The organism is Streptomyces sp. NPDC001970 (assembly GCF_053594115.1).
On record NZ_JBSFDW010000004.1, the window covers coordinates 316565 to 339696 of the forward strand.

Consider the following 23132-nt stretch of genomic DNA (forward strand, 5'->3'; position numbering starts at 1 on the left):
GTTGCTGTCCGTATCTACGTCCCAGCAGACTGCCACCAATGGTGCTGGCTGCGCTGGGAAATGACGACACGTGCGACAACGCGAACGCGCGGAGCAGTCGCGATGACTGCCCCGCGCATTCAGTGCGGCTCCCGAACCGGGTCTTCTGTGGAGGGTGTTGCTCTGGCCTGCTCGGACTCGCTGGGTGACTCGGTCCGATCGGGTTGCTCGGACCGACTGCTCAGTGTGCGGCGGCGCGGGCCATGCTTCCGCGGCGCGGTTGCACCGGTACGGCGGACTGGCGACCGGGCGCGGCCGCCGGGCTACGGTGGGGCTGTGCGGCCGCACCGTTCTGGACGTCCATCACGGCGTGCGCCACGAGGCCGCCCATGGGGTCGTGCCTGATCAGATCCCGGAGCCTGGAGCGCGATGAACGCCCCTCGTTCCCGGGATACAGGTGCTTGCCGAGGCCGACCGCATGGGCCAGCGCGGCGAGCGCCGCGGTCCGCGGGTCCGGTGGTACGCCGGTGCGGATCGCACTGTCGAGCCGGGCCCTGATGTCCCGGCTGACCGCCGTGTCCGTCGCCTGGTAGCGAGTCGTCGGCAGCACCCCGCACATCTGGCCCGCCACGGCATGCACCATGCCGCACCGCTCCAGGTGCGCGAGATAGATCTGGCGCAGCCCCAGTCGGGGCCCGCCGATCCAGTGGACCGCCCGTACCGGACTGCCGCGCCTGCGCAGCAGTTCCAGTGCGGAGTCCAGTGTCGGATCTCCTGTCGGCCGTGGCATCACCACGGCGATACGATCCCCGTCAGGGGCTATCCGTCCTGCCAGCGCCAGCTCCACTAGCTGTGCTCCGGCCAGGCCGAGGTCGAGCGACTGCGGCTGCGCTGTGGTACCCGTGGTCGGGTCCAGAGCGAGCAGCAGAAGCTCTTCCGGAAGTGTTCTGCGGCTCCTGCCCATCCATGCCTCCCCGCGTGGATGAATGACAGGGTGACGCCTCTCACATTGGTCTGTCGAGAGTGCCTGGGTGCTTCGTACGGGAACCGGTAGGTATGTCGTTCTCGTCTAGCACGGGGGCCAAGCGCTCACACAGGACACTGGTAGATGGTTCGGACAGCGACGTTTCGCGGCGCGTAGGCATGGAGGAGGCACGGTGGCGGGCGAGTCCCCCGACAAGTCGGAGCAGGAGAAGTCGTCGGGGGAGACGACTTCGGGCGACCGCGATCCGAGGCTTGCCGTGTTCCGTCCGGAGGCGGCGGCGCCGCGGGCGGAGTCGCGGATCGACCAGCCGACGGCGGTGTTCAAGACGCTGCCGTCGCCTGCTGCTGCGCGAGACGCGGCGGGGTCGGCTTCCGGTTCCGGTTCTGGTTCCGGTTCCGGTTCCGCCGGGGACGGTGCGGTTGCGTCGTCCGCTGCGGCCGGTTCGGCCGATGTGCTCGATGCCGTCGACGAGACCGAGGAGCCGAACGCGCCTGCGGAGTCCGATGCCTCGTCGGACGGCGACGACGCGCGGCTGCGGGCTGCGGTGGCGGCGTGGGTCTCCAGGGCCGACAAGTCGCGGGAGCCGGAACCGGACACGGATGCGGACGCGGAGGCGGACACGGCGGTCGACGAAGAGGCCGATGTCGATGTCGAGGACGGCAACGACTCGGACGGGGATGCCGACCAGGACGCGGAGACCGCCGGTGACGCGGAGGACGCGGCGACGTCCGAGCCGGCCGTGGCATCCGACGCGTCCGAGCCTGCTGAAGCCGATGACGATGACCGGACCACGGACGTCGAGGACGGTGGCGCCCATGCTCCCGCTCCCGCTCCCGCCTCGTCGGAGGCGGAAGAGCCCGAGGCGTCCGACGCCGAGGACGCGGATGGCACCGCCGACGCCGAGGACGACGGCGAGGACGACGAGCAGGACGGCCGGCCGGTCGACCAGCCGACCGCCGTGTTCAAGGCGCTGCCCCGGCCGGCCGTGGACCAGCCCACCACCGCGCTGGAGATCACCCCGCCGCCCGCGCCCGAGCCGGAGGCGAGGCCCGAACCCAAGCCCACGCCCAAGCCCAAGCCCAAGCCCGAGACCGAGGCTGAGCGGACCAGCAAGTTCGTACCGCTGCGCCGTGACGAGGTGCCCCCGGCCGCGTCCGCGTCCGCGTCCCCCGCATCCGCATCCGCCGCGCCCGCGTCGCTCACCGAGGTCGAGCGGACCAAGCAGCAGCCGCTGCCGCCCAAGCCGCCGCTCGATCTGCTCGCCGAGCTGACGAACACGCCGCCGCCGCCCCAGACGCCGGTCCGGACCGTCATGCGGCGGATCAGGATCTGGACGCCGCTCGTCGTGCTGCTCCTGATCGTCTTTGCGGTCGTGCAGCTCGTGCGGCCGCTCCCGGACCCGGTCCTCACGCTGACCGCCACGTCCGATTACACCTTCGACGGCGGGGCCCCCGAGCTCCCGTGGCCCGCCGAGGGCCAGTCGGCCGTCGAGGTCGAGGGCGTCGGCAGCCTCGGCACGCGCGGAGCGCAGAAGCCCGCGCCGATCGCGAGCGTCGCGAAGACGATGACGGCCTACGTGATCCTCAAGAACCATCCGCTCAAGGGCCAGGAGACCGGCCCCCAGATCGAGGTGGACCAGAAGGCCGAGGAGGAGTCCAAGGCCGAGGACGAGTCGACGGCCCCCATCCGCGCGGGCCAGAAGTTCAGCGAGAAGCAGATGCTCCAACTGCTGATGATCCCGTCCGGGAACAACGCGGCGCGCCTGCTCGCCCGCTGGGACTCCCCGTCGGAGGCCGAGTTCGTCGAGAAGATGAACGCCGCGGCCAAGGAGCTCGGCATGAACGACACCACGTACACGGACCCGAGCGGCCTGAAGGCCACGACCGTGTCCACGGCGTCGGACCAGCTGAAGCTGGCCAAGGCGGTCATGCAGAACGACGTCTTCCGGGAGATCGTCAACACGCCGGAGATCGTGATCGACGGCATCGACGGGAAGATCTACAACAACAACAACATTCTTCTGAACCCCGGCGTCAGCGGCATCAAGACCGGCTCGTCGACCCCCGCCGGCGGCAACCTCCTCTGGTCCGCCGACACCGTCGTCGACGGCAAGGCCCGCCGCATCTACGGCGCGGTCTTCGGCATCCAGCGCGGCGACTCGCCCAACGCGAAGCTGGAGTCGTCCCTGCAGGACAGCCTCCAGCTGATCCAGGGCGCCCAGGCCGCGGTCACCTCGGCGACCGTAGTGAAGAAGGGCACGGTCGTCGGATACGTGGACGACGGCCTCGGCGGTCGCGTCCCGGTCGTCGCGACCAAGGACGTGAAGGCGCTCGGCTGGCCGGGCCTGAAGGTCGAGCTCGAGATCGGCGCGGGCAAGGCCGCGATCCCGCACGCCGCGAAGGCGGGCATGGTCGTCGGCGAGGTGTCGGTCGGCACCGGCACCGGCAAGGCCTCGTCGCCCCTCGTCCTGCAGTCCGACCTGGAGGAGCCGGGCGTCGGCGCGAAGCTGACCCGCGTCGCCTAGTTCGCCCGCTGACCCACCTGGGACAGCGGCCCCGTGCACGGAACACCCACCGTGCCGGGGCCGCTGTCGTCCACGCTGCCGCACCAGAACTCGCGTGCTAGCGTCCGGGCAACGTGACATCCCCGTGAGGCGTCCCTGTACGTGGGGGTCTGACACGTGGGGACGACGGGAAGAGCCGAAGTGATCACCGCTGAGCCGACGCCGGCGTACGCCGACCATGAGGTCGAACCGTACGCCCGCGGCAGCCTGCGGCAGCGCATCCTGCGCTTCCTCCGCCACCCGGTGGCCGTCGCCGCACTCACCGCGGGCGTCGCCCATGTCGTCTGGTTCTTCGTCTTCGCAAACAGTGGCGGGGACCTCGCGGCCCAGGACGCGTGGGCCGAGTTCGTCGGCCGGCACCCCGACTCCGCGTACAACCTCGCCTGGTACGGGGGCATGCATCCCGTCTCGTACAGCGTGGTGTCCCCGTATCTGATGTCCCTGCTCGGCGTGCGGACGACGATGATGATCGTCGGCACGCTGTCCGCGGCCCTGACCGCGCTGATCCTCACCCGCGTCCGTGCCGTCCGCAATCCGTCGGCCTGCGCGCTCGCCGCCGTCTTCGCCTTCGTGTGCAACGCGCTGTCCGGACGGGTCACGTTCGGGCTCGGGATGCTCTTCGCGCTGGGCGCGGTCGCGGCCGTGTTCTGCTGGCCGTACCGCTGGCGGTACAAACGGTGGGCGAAGGCCGCGGTCGCCGCGCCGCTCGCGGGGCTCGCGACCGCGTCGAGCCCCGTCGCCGGGCTGTTCCTCGGGGTCGTCGCGGCGGCGCTGTTCCTGAACAAGCGGCGCCCGGGAGCGTATGTGCTCGGGCTCGCCCCGGTGGCGGTCGTGGCGCTGTCGGCGTGGCTGTTCCCGTTCTCCGGTACGCAGCCGATGTCGCTGGCGTCGACGTCGCTGCCGTTCCTCTTCGGGGTGCTCGTCCTCGTCCTCGTACCGAAGGACTGGCGGACGGTCCGCACCGGCGCCGCCGTGTACGCCGCCGGGACCCTCCTCACCTTCGTCGTCGACTCGCAGATCGGCTCGAACGTCTCGCGGCTCGCGATGCTGTTCGCCGGTGTCGTGCTGCTTGCGGCGCTGCCGTACGCCGCCCCGCGCTCGCTCAAGTGGTACGCGCTCGTCCTCGCCTTCGTCGGCCTCAACGGGTGGATCGGCTTCAAGAGCGTCGACGACATCGTCCGTACGGCACCGGCCGCGTCCTGGACGCGCGAACTCGCGCCGCTCGTGAACCAGCTCCAGCAGGCCGGAGCCGACAAGGGCCGCGTCGAGGTCGTCCCGGCCAGCAGCCACCGCGAGGCGTCGGCGCTCGCGCCGTACGTCAATCTCGCGCGCGGCTGGAACCGCCAGGCCGACATCGAGCGCAACCCGCTCTTCTACGACGACACCCTCAACGCCGACAACTACCGCGAGTGGCTCGACCGCTGGGCGGTGCACTACGTGGTGCTGCCCGAGGGCATGCCCGACTCGGGCGGCGGCCAGAAGGAGGCGGAGATCGTCGAGCGCGGGCAGCCGTACCTCGAACGGGTCTGGGCCGACGCGAACTGGCAGCTCTTCGCCGTCCGCGACCCGATGCCGCTCGCCGACCCGCCGGCGACCGTGGACCGGGCGGGCGCGGGCGAGTTGACCATCCGTGTGCGCACCGCGGGCCGGGTGCTGATCCGCATCCCGTACTCGCCCTGGCTCGGCCTCGTCGACGAGCAGGGCCGGAGCGTGCCCCAGCCCGAGGAGACCGACGCGTCGAAGGCGCGGTCGGACGACGAGCCGCGGACGTTCGTCAACGTGGCCGGCTGCCTGCTGAAGGCGGAGGAGGACGCGGAGGGCGACGAGTGGACGGAACTCCTCGCCCCCCGCCCGGGCGTGTACCGGCTTGCGGCGCCGTACCAGCTGCCGCGGGGGACGCCGTGCCCGGCGGAACTCCGCGAGGCGCGCTGAGGGCGGGCGGGGCCGGCCCCGCCCGCCCTGGTCGGCGCTTCGCCGCGGACCGGTACCGGTGGGTCGCCCGGGTGTCCGTTCTCGAACGCCGGACGGTCCGGATGCGGCCCGGCACCAGCAGGTAGCGGTCCGCGCCGCTACGCCACCGGGAAGGCGATGTCGCACACCTCGTCCGTCGCCCCCGCCGCGTCCCATTCGGCGAAGTACACCTCCCTGCACGGGCCCGTGATCGTCAGGCCCTTCCGCTCGACCCACGCCTCGACCGCCTCGAAGGCCGAGATGATCTGCGGGTACGCCACCTGGGCCTTGGTGATGCGGGTGTACGCGAGGCGCTGCGCGGGCTCGACACGGAGGGCCGTCCCCGACGTCGCACCACGGCTGTTCGCCGCCACCCACTCCTCCGCGGCCCTCGCGTCGGCGACCGGCACGCAGGCCTCCGCCGGGCCGTCGCTGTCCGGGCTCACTTCGGCGTGGTACGCGACGTACGGGATGCCCGCCGTGCCCCCGCACTCCTCTGCCGCCCGGACCAGTCGGCCGAGTGCGGCCGGGATCCAGCGCGGCAGCTCGTCCGTGAGAAGGTGCTTGCGCTCGGCGAGCACCGCCTGCTCCGGTACGTCACATGTCCTGATCTCGTACATCGTGGGTCTCCTGCCCGAGAGCCGGTCACGGAGATGGGCCACGACGGCGCCCTGCACGGCACGCCGTTCCTCGACGTCCGTCCAGTACGCGGCCACGGCCTCCGCGGCCTGGGCCCCCGGCAGCTCCACCACCTCGGCGATGCGCGCGAGCGGCATGTCGATCTGCCGCAGCAGCGCGACGAGCCGGGCGCGTTCCACCTGGTCGGCGCGGTACCAGCGGTAGCCGGTCGCCTCGTCGACGTACGCGGGGGCGAGGAGCCCGAGCCGGTCGTACAGGCGGAGCGCCTTGGGCGACAGCCGCGCACGAGCGGCGAAGGCCCCGATGGTCAGCGGAGCTTCCCGCAAGGCGTCGTCCGGGGGCGCGTCCGGGGAGTCGTCGTGCACGGTCCCATCCTCCGTCACCGGGCGGCGTCTTCCGTGTCCGCCCGGCAGGAGGACGGTGCGCCTTGCCCCTGGGACAAGGTCAAGGTCAGGCCTTGTGGATCGATATCGCGTTGAGACGCACGAGTGCCTACCGGTCGGTATGAACTCCGCTGCATAGTGGGGCGCATGGTGTGCGAGAGATGCGGCGGAACGCACCGGGGCGCGCTGCCGGGGATGGTGACGGACTCCTGCACCGTCGATGCCGCGCCGGCGCGATCCAGGACGGTGCGGGAACCGCCGCCCGGGCTGAGGGCACTGCCGACCGCGGGAGTTGTGCTCGCCCTCGGCGGGCTGCTGGTCGGCGCCGCCCTGCTCCTGACGGGCGGGGAGGAGAACCGGACGGCCGGGGCCGGTCCCGCGGTGGACGACCTCACGCTGGGCGGGCTGCCGAGCCGGGTGGGCCCGACGTCCGTGGCGGAGGACTCGCCGTCACCGAGCGCGACGAGCCCCAAGCCCTCGCACAAGCCGAAACCGCAGCCCGAACCGGAGCCGGAGCCGGAGCCGGAGCCCGAACCGGAGCCGGGACCTTCCGAGCCTTCGACCGACCCCACGTTCAGCGAGTGGGTGGGGCCGGGCTGCCCGCACGGAGTGCGGACGTACGGGCGGTTCTCGGACGGGCGCGACGGCTGGTACGAGGTCGATTCCGGAGGCCACGACGGGGATGCGTGCGACGGCCGGTTCATCGCCGTACCGATGTCGGGGGCACGGGACCGGGACCGTGGGAACACGGTCACCTGGAACTGGCGTCCGGGCGGTGGCCATACGAAGTGCTCGGTGGCGGTGCGCATTCCGTGGAGCCCGCGGGAGGAGGACGTCGCCGGTGATCCGACGCGCTACAACGTGCTGTCGGACGGGGACGACGACGACAGCATCGTCACGTACTTCCAGATCGACCAGCCGAGCATGCGGGGCGGTGTCGTGGTCGTGAACGATCTCCCCGTCCGGCACGGCGAGTTGACGATCCAGCTCGTGGACCGGGGGCAGGACTGGGGTCATGGGTACGTGGACGGCGGGCATCACGCGGCGGCGCAGATACGGGCGGACTGCACGGCGTGAAGGCGTGACCGGACGGCGGTGTGACAGGACGGCAGTGTGACAGGACGGCGGTGTACGCCTGGACGTCGATGAGATGTTCGATGGGGCATTCGTGTGGGTGTTCGTGTAGGCGTTCGCCCTCCGTGACGGTTGGGGTTCCTGCATAGTGACCTGGTATGGCGTGCGAACGTTGCGGCAGTGAAAGGCGAGGCCCGCTGCCCGGCATGAGTTGTCCCGACTGCGGGTTCGTGGTGCGGGTCGGCCGTGGCTCGGGTACGTCGTGGATCGCGCGCGAAACGCTCGCGGGCCGGATCTCGACGCTTTCCCGGTTCCGCAAGACCGTGCTGGCGACGGGAGTCGTGGTCGTTCTGGGCTGCTTCGTCGCCGCCGCGGCACTGATCGGCGGCTCCGAGGCGGGCGGCGGCGCGGGCGGCGGCCAGGCGGCGGAGGACGACATCGCGGGCCCGGGCATACCGACGAGGCTCGGCCCGACGTCGCTGCCGGATCCGGATGACCCGGACGACCAGGACGACGGCTCGTCGGGGTTCGAGGAGTGGGCGGGCCCGGGCTGCGCGACGGGCAACTACCGCGAGGACGGCCGCTTCGAGAACGGGCATGCCGCCTGGTACACCGTGTCCTCGGGCGGCCGGCGCGACGAGTCGTGCGACGGCAGCTTCACGGCCGTCCCCATGTCGGGCAGCCCCACCAAGGACGACGGGGGCACGGCGACCTGGAGCTGGGACCTCGGCCAGGACTACGAGCAGTGCTCGCTCGCCGTCTTCGTACCCTTCACCACCCGTGCCATGGACGTGGCAGGCGACCCCACCTTCTACCGCGTCCTGGCCGACCCCGACGACCCGGCTTCCGGCTACACCGGCTTCGGCGTCCGCCAGACCGACCACCGCGGCGCCGTGGTCCCGGTCGGCAGCTATCCGGTCAAGGGCGACCGTACCTTCGCGGTCCAGCTGATCGACCGCGGGCGCGACTGGGGGACGGCGGAGCGGTTGGGGGCGCATCATGCGGCGGCGCAGATGAGACTGACGTGCCGTAGCTGAACGGGGCAGGCACGGACAGGGCGCAGGGGCACCGCCGGGGATTCCCGTCCCGGCGGTGCCCCTTGACGGACGGTGGGAGAGGTCAGCCGACGCAGTTGGGCACGGCGTTGGCCGGGGCGCAGTTGTTCGGGTGGTTCTGGCGCACCTTGGAGTCGGTGAGCGTCACCGTGCCGCCGCCCTCGAAGATGCCGCCGCCGCCGAGAGTGCCAGGGGGAGGGCCCGCGACGCCCGCAGTGTTCCGCTCCACCCTGGAGCGGATCAGGGACGCCAGCCCACCGGAGACGAAGAGGCCGCCGCCCTGGTCCGTCGCTCCGTTACGGAATACGAGGGAGTCGAGAACCGCCACGGTGCCACCGCTGCTGGCGATGCCGCCGCCGTCGACGGAGATGTTGTGGCGCACGCTGGAGTGGGACATTGCCACCGTGCCGGCGCCGAAGTTGAAGATGCCGCCGCCGCTCTCCGAGGCCGTGTTGTGACGCACCGTGGTGCGGGTCAGGTTCACCGTGCCGCCGTCGTTGAAGATGCCGCCTCCGCGCGCGGCCGTGTTGTGGCGCACGGTGGAGTTGAACAGCGTCAGTGTGCCGCCGTTGTTGAAGACGCCGCCGCCGCGTCCGGCCGCCGTGGCGTCGGCGTTGGCCGCGCCGTTGGCGATGGAGAGATCCTTCATCCGCACATGGATGGCTCCGGTGACGGTCACGGTCGGGCCTGCGAACCTTCCGTCGAGGACCGTGTGCTTGTCACCGATCAGGGTCAGATTCCTGGTGATGCCGAAGGGTCCGATGCAGGTTCCTTGTACCTTCAGCTCCGCCCTGTCCGCGGCGCTGTTGATCGCGTTCTGCAGGGCCGAGGGGTTGCCCTTGCAGTTCACCACGGTGGATGTCACGCCCGCGGCCTGAACCGGCCCGACCGCCCCCGTTGCCACCGCCACCATCGCCACTGTCGCCATCCATGCCCACCGGCGCTGCGCCGCCCGGGCTGCTCGCTTGATGAGCATCCAGCCACTCCCGTCTCTGCGCGGGGTCACGCCCGACGGTCCTGCCCCGCTGCCGTTCTGCGCACGGGCACTCCGAACGCCCGCGCTCTGAGGTGACCGGTGCCCCGGTCGGCGTGCGCCGCGCCGAACAAGGTCCTCGTTTCATCCGAACGGCTCGGATCAATGACCGGTACGGCCCACGGACGGGACGGAGCGACGGACGGGACGGGGCGACGGACGGGACGGACCGACGGACGGGACGGACCGCACGACAACGCGTAAGACACGGCGGAGAGGTGCGATGCGTAGTGTCCGCGCTCACGGCACCGGGCCACGTGTGACTGCCGGGTCCCCCGGGGGCTCACGCGGCGATCGGCTGCCCTGTCGTATCGCCTAGGGTGAAAGGCATGTGACCGTGGCGGATGAGAAGGTCCTCGACGCGCAGAAGTGGGTGAACGCCACCTACGGCAACGTGGCGGGGTACGTGCGATGCCCGGAGGACGGCCGTACGGGCTGGGCCACCATGAACTCCCTGATCATGGGATTGCAGACGGAACTGGGCATCAGCCCCGTGGTCGCGAACTTCGGCCCCGGAACCATGGAAAAGGTGACCGCGCTCGGCACGATCGGGTTCGGCTGGAACGTCAACTCCAACATCGTCCGCATCATCCAGCACGCCCTGTTCTGCAAGGGCTACTGGGGCGCCAACGGCTACGGCGAATACGGAGCCGTCACCACGGAGGCCGTCAAGGAGCTCCGCGTCAACATGGGTCTGCCGGACGGAGGGACCGGCACCGCCGGCGGGCAGGTGACGCCGCAGATCTTCAGAGCCCTCCTCAACATGGATGCCTACGTCGTCGTGGCCGGGGGCGCCGAGAAGATACGGGAGATACAGCAGTGGCTCAACGGCCGCTACTGGACGAAGTCGTACTACACCATCGGCCCCTGCGACGGGCACTACTCCCGTGACGTGCAGAAGTCGCTGATGCTCGCCATCCAGACCGAGCTGGGTCTCTCCTCGCCGAACGGGAACTTCGGTCCCGGCACGCAGGCCGGTCTGCGGGCGAACGAGTTCGGCGAGGGCGCCACCGGTGTGTTCGTCCAGCTCTTCTCGGCGGCGTGCGTGTTCAACGAGCCGATCGGTGACGTCCGTACCGGGTTCCGGTCGACGTTCGATGCGGCGCTCGCCGAGTACGTGCGCATTTTCCAGGGGTTCTCGCAGCTTCCCGTCACCGGCCGGGCGGACTATGCGACATGGGCGCAGCTCCTGGTGTCGATGGGTGATCCGGACCGGCCGGCGTCCGGGTCGGACACGCGGTTCGAGATCACCGCGTCGCGTGCGCAGTGGCTGTACGCGAACGGGTACCGGATAGTGGGCCGCTACCTCTACGACCCGCCGGGCTCGACCCTGGACAAGGAGATCAAGCCGGGGGAGCTGCAGAGGATGTTCGACGCCGGGCTGCGGGTGTTCCCGATCTATCAGGACAACGCGCGCGAGCTGTCGGACTTCACGTACACGCAGGGATACCAGCACGGCCTGAACGCCCATGCGCTGGCGGCGGGCTACGGCTTCAACCGGGGGACGGTCATCTACTTCGCGGTGGACTACGACGCCACCCAGGAAGAGATCGACGCGGCGATCGTTCCGTACTTCCACGGTGTGGCCGGGGCGCTGTCGAACCAGGGCAAGCGGTACATCCATGGGGTGTACGGGTCGCGGAACGTGTGCCACAACGTGACGAAGCGGACGGACGCCCGGTACTCGTTCGTGTCCGGCATGTCGTGGGGGTTCTCCGGCAATCTCGGCTTCACCCTCCCGCCGAACTGGTCGTTCAACCAGATCAAGGAGTTCCGGGTCACCAACGGGGCCGACCAGTTCGACCTGGACCGGGACGTGTGGCGCAACGGGTCCGATCCGGGGACGAGTTCGGTCAACAGCCCTGCGGGGCCGGCCGACGACTTCATCGACTACATCAGCAGCCTGTACGACATCGCCGTGGACTACGGCAGCAGCGACCGGAGGCCGAGCCAGCTCGTCATGGAGTTCATCCGCCATGAACGGTACGGCGGGGCCGACTGGGACTTCCTCATCGGCGGGTACGACGGCGACTTCGTCAACCACGCCAAGAGCCGGGGCATGTCGGTCATGAAGGAGTTCACGGACCCCTTCACCGGTCACGAACTCGGCGCCGAGCATCTGATGGCGACGGCCAACGGCCATCTGGTCACGCCCCAGCCGTCGAACCCGAAGAGCGTCAACGGCGGCGATGTCGCCGGATGGGGCGGCGACCTCCTCACCTTCTACGTGGACTGGCGCAACTCCAAGGAGCAGTACCCGTCGGGTCACACCTTCTGCCTGGAGAGGCTGGCGAAGATCGGCATCACGTCCAGCTTCGGCTTCGCCGACCTCGTCGAGGACGCCGACGGGTACCTGCTCGCGCGGGCCGTCAATGCCGGCAGGACCATCGTGGACGCCGTGCGGGACCACTACAACGGCGGGGGCGGCCTGCGCCGGTTCCGGGACTACTACGCCCAGCGGTTCACGAACGCCGAGGACGCCAACTTCCTCGCGCACAACATGCTGACCGCGTTCGACGACGTGAAGGTCGTCGCGGCGCAGAAGTTCCTCGTCCTCGTCCAGGGTGGCGCGGCACTTCCCGAGACGATCGGTTACAGCGAGCTGCAGCCGTACGAGCAGGGGTTCGCCGACACGCTGCTGGCGCGTACCGGTCAGGAGGAGAGCCTGGTCTCCACCTACAAGAAGAATCACGAGGCGTATCTGCGCGGCGCGCGTTCGAGGGCCGCACGCAGGTAGCCGAAGAGAAGCAGTCGCACACAAGCAGTCGCAAACAAGCAGTCGCACACAGGCAGTCGCACACAAGCAAGGGGCAGGGGACGCGTGGTGGTCGTTGTCGTCGTGGCCGTGGTCGCACTGGTCGGGTGGAGCACGTGGAAGATCGTCCGCGGTGGGGTCACCGGCCGGTGGAACCGTCCGGCGTGGTGGCTGCTCCTGGCGTTCGTGTGCCTGGTCGCGGGTGCCGTCGTCTGGTCGGCCGGTGCCTTCGCCGGCGGCCATGACATCGCCGACACGTGCCGGCGCGCGGGCCAGGTCTACGACGTGGCGTACCGCGAGGGCCACTGGCAGGAGCCCCGCCAGTGGTTCCCGCTGCACAACAGGTGCAACGCCGCTTACGACGCCGTCCCCGGCTACGTCAATCCCTCCGTGGTCATCCTGGCCGTCTGCACCGTGCTCGCCCTGGGCGGGGCGGTGGGGTCGGCGATCATCCGAAGGAAGAAGCCGTGACACATCTCTTTGACCGCCGCCGAGTTCTGACCGCCGGCGCGGGCCTCGCCGCGGTCACCGCGCTACCGCCCGTGCTGTCCGGCCCCGCCCACGCCGCCGAGCCCGGCGCCGACGCCGCCCGCCTCTGGCGCGGGAGCACCTCGGCCAACGGCTGGCTGATCCTCGACGACGCCCCCTCGCACCGGGTCGAGGGCAGCGGCCGCACCGTGCGCCTGGCCGACGGGGATGCCGCGGTGATCCTGCTCCACATCGCGCGCCGGTTCCACTACGAGGTGGACAGCCTGCGCCCGGCCGACCTGAGCGGCCACACGACGGACCGGCGGGTGCGCGAGGCGTACGAGTCGAACCATCTGTCCGGTTCGGCGATCGCGATCCGTCCGCACGCCTATCCGGTCGGCGTGAAGGGCGGCCTGTACCCGAACGATCTCGTGGTGATCCGGGACATCCTCGCCGAACTCGACGGCGTCGTGCGGTGGGGCGGGGACGCGAAGGTGCCGAAGGAGTCCCACTTCGAGCTGGCGTCGAGGCCGGGGCATCCGAGACTCAAGGGCGTGGCGCGGAAGATCCGGGGGTGGGCCGACGCCCCGGGCGGTGAGGGCGCGGGCTCGACCGACGCCTTCGACCCGAGGCGCCGCACCGCGGCACAGGCGTTCGCGCAGCGCACCGCCTAGTTGCGACCAGCGCAACGGCCCCTCGGCAGATCTTGGCCGAGGGGCCGTCCGCATGGTGCTGTCTGGTGACAGGCGGTGCCCCGGCGGGATGTGAACCCGCGACACCCGCTTCAGCAGCCGGGAACGCAACCGCTCACTTGGCGGCCTCCACGGCTTCCACGGCTTCCGCGGTCTCCACGGTCTCCGCGGCTTCCGCGGCTTCCGCGGTCTCCACGGCTTCCGCGGTCTCCACGGTCTCCGCGGCTTCCGCGGCTTCCGCGGTCTCCGCGGCTTCCGCGGCTTCCGCGGCTTCCGCGGTCTCCGCGGTCTCCACGGCTTCCGCGGTCTCCGCGGCTTCCACGGCTTCCGCGGTCTCCGCGGCTTCCGCGGTCTCCGCGGCTTCCGCGGTCTCCGCGGCTTCCACGGCTTCCGCGGCTTCCACGGCTTCCGCGGTCTCCACGGCTTCCGCGGTCTCCACGGCTTCCGCGGTCTCCGCGGTCTCCGCGGTCTCCGCGGTCTCCGCGGTCTCCGCGGTCTCCGCGGTCTCCGCGGTCTCCGCGGTCTCCGCGGTCTCCGCGGATTCTGCAGTGCGGGTGTTCCACGTGGGCCAGATCAACTCGTGGTGTCAACTTTCACCTGATCGGGACTGGCCACAAGTCCCCTGTAAGAACCGCCGGTTGACAGTTGCGGGGGCGCCCGTCAGGAGGCGCCGACCAGCACCTCGGCCGCGGCGATCCCCGACACACGTGTCGCGCCGTGCGTGGCCAGGTACACCGCTCCGGGGCGGTCGTCCGCGGGTACGCCCATCTCCACGACCAGGGCGTCGGGGCGGCGGCGCACCAGGCCGGCCAGGGCCTGTGCCATCCAGCGGTAGCGGGCCGCGTCGCGGACGACGACGACCAGGGCCCGTCCGTCCGCGGGGGCCAGCGCCAGACGGTCCAGCAGGTCCTCCGCATCGGCCAGTTCGGACTCCCGCAGCCGTACGGATGTGGTGCCCGGGCGCAGGGCCTTCAGCGGGTCGGCCACACCCCAAGGGGTGCTGCCGTCGATGGCGAGGTTCGTGGTCGGGGACAGCTCGACCACGTGCGGGGCGCCGACGAGCGGGAACTCGGTGCCGGTGTCCGCCTTGCGGTGCACGCGCACCGCGCGCCGGGCAGCCACCAGGCCGATGCCGGAGGCGTCGTCGTCCGGGGCGGCGGAGCGCGCCAGATCGCCCGACCAAGCGGCGAACCCCTGGACCTGGGCTGCCGCTTCGGCGAGCCGCTCCTCGGGCAGCGTGCCGTCGAGCACGGCCTGGACGAGGGCGTCGGTCAGTTCGGCGGTGGTGGCCTCCTCGGCGCTCTCGCCACCGACGCACACCGCGTCGGCGCCGCCCGCGACCGCCATGACGGTCGCACCGGTGATGCCGTAGCGGTCGGAGACGGCGCCCATCTCGATGCCGTCGGTGACGACGAGGCCGGTGAAGCCGAGTTCACCGCGCAGCAGGTCGTTGATGATGCGGTGGCTCAGGGTCGCGGGCAGTCTCTCGTCGTAGGCCGGGATGAGCATGTGGGCGGTCATGATGGCGCGCACGCCCGCGTCCATGGCCGTGATGAACGGGGGCAGGGCGATGCGCCCGAACACGTCGGCGTCGGCCGAGACCTGCGGCAGGCCGTGGTGGGAGTCGACGCTGGTGTCGCCGTGTCCGGGGAAGTGCTTGGCGCAGGCGGCGACGCCCGCGGCCTGCAGGCCGCGGATCCAGGCGGCGGTGTGGCGGGAGACGACATCGGTGCGCGCGCCGAAGGAGCGCACCCCGATGACGGGGTTCATCGGGTTGGAGTTGACGTCGGCGCTGGGTGCGTAGTTCAACGAGACCCCGGCGGCGCGCAGTTCGCGGCCGATGTCACGGGCCACCTGCTCGGTCAGGTCGATGTCGTCGATGGAGCCCAGGGCCAGGTTGCCGGGGCGGGAGGCTCCCGTACGCGCCTCCAGGCGCGTGACGTCGCCGGCCTCCTCGTCGATGGCGATGATGAGGTCGCGGTTCTCGGCGCGCAGCGACGCTGTGAGCGCGGCGACCTGCTCGGGGCTCTGGATGTTGCGGCCGAACAGGACGACGGAGCGGAGGCCTTCGGAGATCCTGCGGAGGACCCAGTCCGGCGCCGTGGTGCCCACGAAACCCGGCTGGAGCACGGAGTTGGCCAGCCGCATGAGTTCCGGGTGGCTGCTCTCTGCCATGGGACCTCCGGAGACGGTGGGTGTGGAGCCGGGAAATCGGCAGGCCACGACATCATTGGTACAGGCCAAGCGGATATTGGCCTATACCAATACGGACTGTCAAGGAAGCTCGTCGATGCCGGTTCGTATCGAAATGGTCGTTTCCGAACAGGACGTGTGGGCGCGTTGACCTCGATTGGAGGTCTTCGAGCGCGGCAAGGTGCTGCGTGACGGACCTCGACGTGCGGGGCCGCGTGGTCTCCGGCTACCACGTGCACATCCCCGTGCAGCTGGACATCCGGCGCAACCCGCCGAGCGGCGGCTTCTACCGCGAGATCCGCAAGCGCGACGCGGAGCGGCGCACCCCCCGCGCCCCGTCGCGACGTCCGGTACGGATGCGTACACCGAGACACGTGCAGCTCGTTCGTCGCCCTTTGGACTGCTTCGTACCCTTATCGCCGTGGCGGAGAGGTGACTTGTCACCTGCTGGACAGGGGGAAGTGCTGACCCTCGCCATATGCGGCGCCACGCTGTCCCTCCATGAGACATATGAACGACAGGTGGCGGCCGCGGGTCCACAGACCCCGGCCGCAGTATGTGGCGGCCGCTGCTCTCGCAGCGCTGCTGGCAGGTTTGACCGTCACACCTGGTGCCGCTCAGGGCACCGAGCCGGCCGACTCGGTCGTGAAGGGGAATGCGGCCAAGTCCACCGGATTCGCCCGGCACCACGTCACCCTGATCACAGGCGACCGCGTCACGCTGGAGACGGACCCGTCGGGCCGGCAGAGCGTCTCGGTCGAGTCTGCCGAAGGACGCGAGCACGTCAAGTTCATCAAGCGTCAGGACGGCGACGACTGGACGGTCATACCCGTCGACGCGCTTCCCCTGCTCGCGGCGGACCGCCTCGACAGGGCCCTGTTCAACGTCTCGGCCCTGGTCGAGGAGAAGTACGCCGAGCGGCCGAGCCTGCCCCTGATCGTCCAGTACGAGGGTGACGCGGGCGCCGCCGAGCGCCGCCTCGCCGCGGCCGGTGCCGACAAGGTCAGCGCCATCCCCGGAACCTCCTTCGCGACCCTCGGCGAACACCGGAAGGGCGCGGCGGAGTTCTGGGAGAACATCGCCCCCGCCAAGGCGGGCGCCACGACCATGGGCGCCGGCGTGCGCCGGGTCTGGCTCGACGGCCGCGCCAAGGTCCAGCTCGACCAGACGGTGGCGCACATCGGGGCGCCGCAGGCCTGGGCGAAGGGCTACCAGGGCGAGGGCGTCAAGGTCGCGGTGCTCGACAGCGGCTACGACCCGAATCACCCGGACCTCAAAGGCCTCATCGCGGACTCCGCGAACTTCACCACCGAACCGAACACCGACGACCTCAACGGCCACGGCACCCATGTGACCTCGACCGTCGCGGGTTCCGGCGCGGCCTCCGGCGGCCGGTACAAGGGCGTCGCGCCCGGTGCGCGGATCCTGTCGGGCAAGGTCTGCACCGCGAGCGGCTACTGCGACAACTCCGACATCATCGAGGGCATGGCCTGGGCGGCCGAGCAGGGCGCCAAGGTGATCAGCCTCAGTCTGGGCGATGTCGACACCCCGGAGACCGACGCCATCGAGGCCATGGTCGACACCGTCACCCGTGACCACGGCGTCCTGGTCGTGGCCGCGGCCGGCAACAGCGGCCCCGGCAAGGTCAACTCTCCCGCCTCCGCCGACCGCGCGCTGGCCGTCGGCGCCACCCAGATCGACGACGAACTCGCTTACTTCAGCTCGATCGGCCCGCGGGTGGGCGACTTCGGCCTCAAGCCCGACCTCGTCGCCCCCGGCGTCGGCGTCGTCGCCGCTCAGGCGGGCGGTACGACCGCCGAAGACGGCTACACCGGCATGTCCGGAACCTCGATGGCGACCCCGCACGTCGCCGGCGCCGCCGCCATCCTGTTCCAGCAGCACCCCGACTGGACCGCGGACCAGGTCAAGCGCCAGCTGATGCAGTCGACGACGGGCGGCCTCGAGCGCGGCGCCTACCGCCAGGGCGCCGGTCGGGTCGACATCGCCCGAGCGGTCGACCAGCAGGTCACCGCCGAGCCCACCGGGCTGGACTACGGGCAGATCCGCTGGTCCGACAGCGGGCGGCCGCCGGTGAACAAGAAGATCACCTACCGCAACCCGGGCAGCGCGCCGGTCACCCTCGGCCTGTCGCTCAACGTGTCCTACGACGCGGACAAGCCCGCACCGGAGGGCCTGTTCCGCCTCAGCGCCGACAAGGTCACCGTGCCCGCGCACGGCACCGCGGACGTCACCGTCACCGCGACCCCGGAGACCGCCACGTCCTACCAGGCGTACAGCGGCGTGGTCATCGCGTCCACCGCCGACAAGGCCGTCTCGGTACGCGTCCCGATCGGCATGGACGTCGAGCAGCCGTCACACAGCCTCCGCATCAACGTGAAGGACCGCTCGGGCAAGGCTCCCGCCAACGCCTACCTGATCGTCGGCTCGGCCGATCACAAGACCTACGAGCTGGAACTGCACGGCAAGGGCAGCACCGAGCTGAGGCTGCCGCGCGACAACAACACCTACTCCGTGGCCGGCTTCCTCTTCGACGCGGCGTTCACCGAGGGCACCGTGGTCGGTGCGCCGCAGGTCGCGATGAGCACCGACCGGGACGTCGCCATCGACGCCCGGAAGGCGAAGCCCGTCACGGTCTCGGCCCCGAGCCGCTCGGCCCGCATCATGTCGGCCGAGATCGGCACCGTCGGCCTGGACGGCGGGCTGTTTGCCGTCTCCATGAACGACGCGATCGGTGGCGACCACATCGAGGGCCTGTACGCCACCCCGACGGCGCAGTACAAGGACTCGAAGTTCACCTACCTGGTCAACACCATCTGGGGTGAGCCCGCCGCCGACGGCACGAGTCCCTCGTCGGTCTACTACCTCACTCGGCCGGTGCGCGGCGCCATCCCGGCGGATCCCGCGTACCACCCGCGCAAGTCGGAGCTGGCCACGGTGAACACCACCTTCGCCGCCACCGCGCAGGGCACCTCCGCGTACCGCAGCGTCTGGATGTATCTCGACAACCTCCGTTTCGGCCATGGGATGGACGGGCTTCCGGTTCCGAACCGGCGGGTCGACTACTTCTCGCCGGCCGGGGACCTGCGCTGGCAGACCGTTTTCGAGCAGAATTTCTTCACGAGACCGGACAGTCACGGACAGAGCTACCTCAGCCCCCTGCACAGCTACAAGGCCGGGTCCGTCGAGGAGCACTGGAACCACGGTGTCCAGGCCACGGGCTTCTCGCCCGAGGGGATGAACACATACCGTGAGGGCGACACCATGTGGTTCACCGTCCAGGACGCCGCGAACGGAAACCTCGACCTGGTGGCCGGAACGACGACCAGCAGCCGGCCCGTGATGCAGATGCGACGCAACGGCGAACTGGTCGCGGAGACCAGGAACTACGCGGTGGTGCCGGCCGACGCCACTCCCGCCGACTACCGTCTGACGTTCGAGCAGGACCGCGACCTCGTACCGAGCTCCATCTCCACGAGCCTGCGGGCCGAATGGCGGTTCCGGTCGCAGACCACGGCGACCCGGCAGGCGCTGCCGCTGTACGCGGTGCGCATGTCGCCGGAGCTGGACGAGTGGAACCGCGCCAAGGCCGGACACGAGCTCGACATCCCGGTCCTGATCCAGCTACCGGTCGGCGCCCCCGCGTCGCCCATCCGGACCTTCACCACCGAGGTCTCCTACGACGAGGGCAAGACCTGGCACTCCGCCGAGGTCAAGGGCTCCGGCCCGGAGCGCACCGTGACCGTGAACCACCCGCACCGCTCCTCGGGCGGCTCGGTCTCGCTGCGCACCTACGTCAAGGACGCCGCGGGCAACTCCTTCAAGCAGACCGTGATCAAGGCCTACCTCCTCAAGTAGCCGCCGACGCGAGCAGCGTCGCAGGGCCCGCCGGAATCCATCCGGCGGGCCCCTGCTGTTCCCTGGGGCCCGTCGTGCCCCGGGAGTCGGTGCCCGCCCACAGGGCGCGACCGTTGGGGAGCCCGCCCGTGCGGGGCGCCGCTCCCCAAAGACGGCCTAGGTGCAGGACGGACACAGCCCGCGGTAGGTGACGTCGACCTTGGACACGGTGAAGCCGAACCGTTCCTCCGCCGGGAGGTCGGCCAGCGGATTGCCCGTCGGGTGGACATCGCGGATGGTGCCGCAGCCGGAGCACACCAGGTGCTGGTGCGGGTGGTGTGCGTTGGGGTCGTAGCGTTTGGCGCGGCCTTCGGTGGAGACCTCTATGACCTCACCGAGGGAGACCAGTTCGCCCAGGGTGTTGTAGACGGTCGCCCGGGAGATCTCGGGCAGCCGCTGAGCCGCGCGGGCGTGCACCTCGTCGGCCGTGAGATGCACGTGGTCGCCGTCGAGGACCTCCGCAACGACACGCCGCTGGGAGGTCATTCGCCAGCCACGCCCTCGCAGTCGCTCCAGCAGGTCACTCATATCGGCGCACCTATTCGGTTTCGGCGGAGTAGACGAAGTTCACCCGCGGACGTCCTGGTTCTGATTGGATACGGGTTTGACGCGCTTCTTGACTTAGACCCTGTCCATCGTAGGATCGGCTCCGGCGATAGCCAAGGGGCAGGAAGACTCCAGTACGGCAGGAGACAGAGACGTGACGGGACACCGCCGAGGAGCTGCGCGGTGCCGGCCTGCGGAGTGACGGCCGCCCGCGTCGCGCTGCTCGAGACCGTCCGGGACGGTGATCACCTCGGCATCGAGGCGATCACCTCGAAGGCGTGCGATCGCGTGGGCCGTATCTCCCTTCACGTCGTACGCGAGTCCTTCCATGCGCCCACGGCGGCGGGACCCGTACGCCGCACGGCACCGGTCGGCAGCCCGGCCCGGTTCGCGCGACGCGTCGAGGACAACCATCATCACGTCGCCCTCCTGCCCGACCGCTTCCGACGGCCACGGCTTCTCGATCGACGAGACCGAGGCCGTCAACCGGGGCCTGTGCCCCGACTGTTCCACTGCCCGCAGTTTCCGAGCACCGTGATCCGCCTGGTCCGGAAGGATGCCCATGTCTGAGAACCATGATGCAATCGTCACAGACGCAAAAACGGAGGGCGCGGGTGGCTGCCCGGTCGCGCACGGGCGCGCCCCGCACCCGACTCAGGGCGGCGGAAACCGCCAGTGGTGGCCGGAACGGCTCAACCTGAGGATTCTTGCCACGAACCCCGCCGTGGCCAATCCCCTCGGCGAGGAGTTCGACTACGCCGAGGCGTTCAAGACCCTCGACCTCCCGGCAGTGAAGCGGGACATCGCGGAGGTGCTGACGACCTCCCAGGACTGGTGGCCCGCCGACTTCGGGCACTACGGCCCGTTCATGATCCGGATGGCGTGGCACAGCGCTGGCACCTACCGGATCAGCGACGGCCGGGGCGGTGCCGGGGCCGGCCAGCAGCGCTTCGCCCCCCTCAACAGTTGGCCGGACAACGGGAACCTGGACAAGGCCCGCCGCCTGCTGTGGCCGGTCAAGAAGAAGTACGGCCAGAACCTCTCGTGGGCCGACCTCATGATCCTCGCCGGCAATGTCGCCCTGGAGTCGATGGGCTTCAAGACCTTCGGCTTCGGCGGCGGTCGTGCGGACGTCTGGGAGCCCGACGAGGACGTCTACTGGGGTCCCGAGACCACCTGGCTCGGCGACGAGCGCTACACCGGCGACCGTGAGCTCGAAAACCCCCTCGGCGCGGTCCAGATGGGCCTCATCTACGTCAACCCGGAAGGCCCGAACGGCAACCCGGACCCGCTCGCCGCAGCCCGCGACATCCGCGAGACGTTCCACCGGATGGCGATGAACGACGAGGAGACGGTCGCCCTGATCGCCGGCGGCCACACCTTCGGCAAGACCCACGGCGCGGGCCCCGCGGACCACGTCGGCCCCGACCCCGAGGCCGCCTCGCTCGAGGAGCAGGGCCTCGGCTGGAGGAACGCCTTCGGCACCGGCAAGGGCGGGGACGCGATCACCAGCGGCCTCGAGGGCATCTGGACGAACACCCCGATCACCTGGGACAACAGCTTCTTCGAGATCCTCTTCGGCTACGAGTGGGAGCTGTTCAAGAGCCCCGCCGGCGCGCACCAGTGGCGGCCGAAGGACGGCGCCGGGGCGGGCACCGTGCCCGACGCCCACGACGCGTCGAAGAGCCACGCCCCGACGATGCTGACGACCGACCTCTCGCTCCGGTTCGACCCGTCCTACGAGCAGATCTCGCGGCGCTTCCTTGAGAACCCGGACGAGTTCGCGGACGCCTTCGCCCGCGCGTGGTTCAAGCTGACCCACCGTGACATGGGCCCGATCGTGCGCTACCTCGGCCCGGAGGTCCCGGCCGAGACGCTGCTGTGGCAGGACCCCCTCCCCTCGATGACGCACGAACTCGTCGACGCCGGTGACATCGCCTCGCTCAAGGGCCAGATCCTCGCCTCGGGCCTGTCGGTGTCCCAGCTCGTGTCCACCGCGTGGGCGTCGGCCTCGTCCTTCCGCGGCAGCGACAAGCGCGGCGGCGCCAACGGTGCCCGCATCCGCCTCCAGCCGCAGAGCGGGTGGGAGGTCAACGAGCCCGACGAGCTGGCGACGGTGCTGCGCACCCTGGCGGGCATCCAGGAGGCCTTCAACGCCGCCCGGACCGGCGGCAAGCAGGTCTCGCTCGCCGACCTGATCGTGCTCGCCGGTGCTGCGGGCGTCGAGAAGGCCGCCAAGGACGCCGGCTTCGACGTCGAGGTCCCCTTCACTCCGGGTCGCGTGGACGCCTCGCAGGAGCAGACCGACGTGGAGTCGTTCGCCGCCCTCGAGCCGACCGCCGACGGGTTCCGCAACTACCTCGGGAAGGGCAACCGGCTGCCGGCCGAGTACCTGCTGCTCGACCGGGCGAACCTGCTGACCCTGAGCGCGCCCGAGCTGACGGTCCTCGTAGGTGGCCTCCGCGTCCTGGGCGCGAACTACCAGCAGTCGTCGATCGGCGTCTTCACCACGACGCCCGGGTCTCTGACCAACGACTTCTTCGCCAACCTGCTCGACCTGGGCACGACGTGGAAGGCGACGTCCGAGGACCGGAACACGTTCGAGGGCCGCGACGCGGCCACGGGCGAGGTCAAGTGGACCGGCAGCCGTGCGGACCTCGTCTTCGGGTCGAATTCCGAGCTGCGCGCGCTCGCGGAGGTCTACGCGAGCGATGACGCGAAGGAGAAGTTCGTGAACGACTTCGTGGCGGCGTGGACCAAGGTGATGAACCTCGACCGGTTCGACCTCGTCTGATCACGACGTCCGGGTCGGCCCGCGCGGGGCGCCCCGGGCGGCGGCGACCCCCGCCCGCGCGACACCCGCCGCCGCCGGCGCGGGCGCGCGGGGGGCGCGCCCACAAAC

Annotated in this window: 15 protein-coding genes and 1 pseudogene; 10 read left to right on the plus strand and 6 right to left on the minus strand. The window is 70.5% G+C overall.

The genetic code is table 11. The features are described from left to right. Positions 1-220: 220 nt before the first annotated feature. Complete coding sequence (locus ACWCP0_RS08065; RefSeq protein ID WP_451078018.1) at positions 221-943, minus strand: GOLPH3/VPS74 family protein; 723 nt, start codon at positions 941-943, stop codon at positions 221-223. A gap of 193 nt (positions 944-1136) precedes the next feature. On the opposite strand from ACWCP0_RS08065, the gene ACWCP0_RS08070 reads away from it, so the two are divergent. Beyond that, a complete protein-coding gene (locus tag ACWCP0_RS08070) occupies positions 1137-3488 on the plus strand; it encodes a serine hydrolase (RefSeq protein WP_451078019.1) in 2352 nt (783 codons plus the stop codon). Positions 3489-3746: 258 nt separating this feature from the next. Beyond that, entirely contained in the window at positions 3747-5459 is a 1713-nt protein-coding gene (locus tag ACWCP0_RS08075; protein WP_451078056.1) for an MFS transporter, read from the plus strand. 137 nt (positions 5460-5596) lie between these two features. Here the strand turns inward: ACWCP0_RS08075 and ACWCP0_RS08080 are convergent, their stop codons facing one another. After that, positions 5597-6481 (minus strand): MerR family transcriptional regulator, encoded by an 885-nt coding sequence (locus ACWCP0_RS08080; RefSeq protein ID WP_451078020.1) that lies wholly within the window; start codon positions 6479-6481, stop codon positions 5597-5599. Positions 6482-6646: 165 nt separating this feature from the next. Here ACWCP0_RS08080 and ACWCP0_RS08085 point away from each other — a divergent pair, with 165 nt between their 5' ends. Both ACWCP0_RS08085 and ACWCP0_RS08090 read left to right on the plus strand, forming a co-directional pair. Beyond that, positions 6647-7576: an adhesin gene (locus ACWCP0_RS08085; protein WP_451078021.1), complete on the plus strand. Its 930-nt coding sequence runs from the start codon at positions 6647-6649 to the stop codon at positions 7574-7576. A gap of 203 nt (positions 7577-7779) precedes the next feature. Beyond that, the gene (locus ACWCP0_RS08090; RefSeq protein ID WP_451078022.1) at positions 7780-8610 is read left to right on the plus strand and encodes an adhesin; all 831 of its coding nucleotides are present in this window, start codon (positions 7780-7782) and stop codon (positions 8608-8610) included. An 82-nt stretch (positions 8611-8692) separates the two neighbouring features. On the opposite strand, the gene ACWCP0_RS08095 is transcribed toward ACWCP0_RS08090, so the two are convergent. Beyond that, positions 8693-9493: a hypothetical protein gene (locus tag ACWCP0_RS08095; protein ID WP_451078023.1), complete on the minus strand. Its 801-nt coding sequence runs from the start codon at positions 9491-9493 to the stop codon at positions 8693-8695. Between the two features lie 505 nt (positions 9494-9998). On the opposite strand from ACWCP0_RS08095, the gene ACWCP0_RS08100 reads away from it, so the two are divergent. From ACWCP0_RS08100 to ACWCP0_RS08110, 3 genes are all read left to right on the plus strand, one after another. After that, positions 9999-12398, plus strand: coding sequence for a glycoside hydrolase domain-containing protein (locus ACWCP0_RS08100; protein ID WP_451078057.1), 2400 nt, complete (start codon positions 9999-10001; stop codon positions 12396-12398). Positions 12399-12482: 84 nt separating this feature from the next. Then, positions 12483-12887, plus strand: a complete 405-nt coding sequence (locus tag ACWCP0_RS08105; RefSeq protein WP_451078024.1) for a hypothetical protein — start codon at positions 12483-12485, stop codon at positions 12885-12887. Beyond that, positions 12884-13558, plus strand: coding sequence for a hypothetical protein (locus ACWCP0_RS08110; protein WP_451078025.1), 675 nt, complete (start codon positions 12884-12886; stop codon positions 13556-13558). Before ACWCP0_RS08105 ends, ACWCP0_RS08110 begins: the two co-directional genes overlap by 4 nt. Before the next feature lie 133 nt (positions 13559-13691). Here the strand turns inward: ACWCP0_RS08110 and ACWCP0_RS08115 are convergent, their stop codons facing one another. After that, positions 13692-14153: a hypothetical protein gene (locus ACWCP0_RS08115; protein ID WP_451078026.1), complete on the minus strand. Its 462-nt coding sequence runs from the start codon at positions 14151-14153 to the stop codon at positions 13692-13694. 83 nt (positions 14154-14236) lie between these two features. Further along, positions 14237-15751: a glycoside hydrolase family 3 protein gene (locus ACWCP0_RS08120; protein ID WP_451078027.1), complete on the minus strand. Its 1515-nt coding sequence runs from the start codon at positions 15749-15751 to the stop codon at positions 14237-14239. Between the two features lie 612 nt (positions 15752-16363). Here ACWCP0_RS08120 and ACWCP0_RS08125 point away from each other — a divergent pair. Then, complete coding sequence (locus tag ACWCP0_RS08125) at positions 16364-19645, plus strand: S8 family peptidase (protein WP_451078028.1); 3282 nt, start codon at positions 16364-16366, stop codon at positions 19643-19645. 156 nt (positions 19646-19801) lie between these two features. On the opposite strand, the gene ACWCP0_RS08130 is transcribed toward ACWCP0_RS08125, so the two are convergent. Further along, positions 19802-20212, minus strand: coding sequence for a Fur family transcriptional regulator (locus ACWCP0_RS08130; protein ID WP_451078029.1), 411 nt, complete (start codon positions 20210-20212; stop codon positions 19802-19804). 194 nt (positions 20213-20406) lie between these two features. Between ACWCP0_RS08130 and ACWCP0_RS08135 the strand changes: the two are divergent. Further along, positions 20407-20768: pseudogene (locus tag ACWCP0_RS08135) on the plus strand (Fur family transcriptional regulator). Between the two features lie 24 nt (positions 20769-20792). After that, a complete protein-coding gene (gene katG, locus ACWCP0_RS08140; protein ID WP_451078030.1) occupies positions 20793-23024 on the plus strand; it encodes a catalase/peroxidase HPI in 2232 nt (743 codons plus the stop codon). Positions 23025-23132: the final 108 nt, after the last annotated feature.

What these genes read in the sequence shown, in the direction of transcription:
- ACWCP0_RS08065 (WP_451078018.1), bottom strand. Translation starts at nt 943, where the DNA reads ATGGGCAGGAGCCGCAGAACACTTCCGGAAGAGCTTCTGCTGCTCGCT.
- ACWCP0_RS08085 (WP_451078021.1), top strand. Translation starts at nt 6,647, where the DNA reads ATGGTGTGCGAGAGATGCGGCGGAACGCACCGGGGCGCGCTGCCGGGG.
- ACWCP0_RS08090 (WP_451078022.1), top strand. Translation starts at nt 7,780, where the DNA reads ATGAGTTGTCCCGACTGCGGGTTCGTGGTGCGGGTCGGCCGTGGCTCG.
- ACWCP0_RS08120 (WP_451078027.1), bottom strand. Translation starts at nt 15,751, where the DNA reads ATGGCAGAGAGCAGCCACCCGGAACTCATGCGGCTGGCCAACTCCGTG.
- ACWCP0_RS08130 (WP_451078029.1), bottom strand. Translation starts at nt 20,212, where the DNA reads ATGAGTGACCTGCTGGAGCGACTGCGAGGGCGTGGCTGGCGAATGACC.
- katG (WP_451078030.1), top strand. Translation starts at nt 20,793, where the DNA reads ATGTCTGAGAACCATGATGCAATCGTCACAGACGCAAAAACGGAGGGC.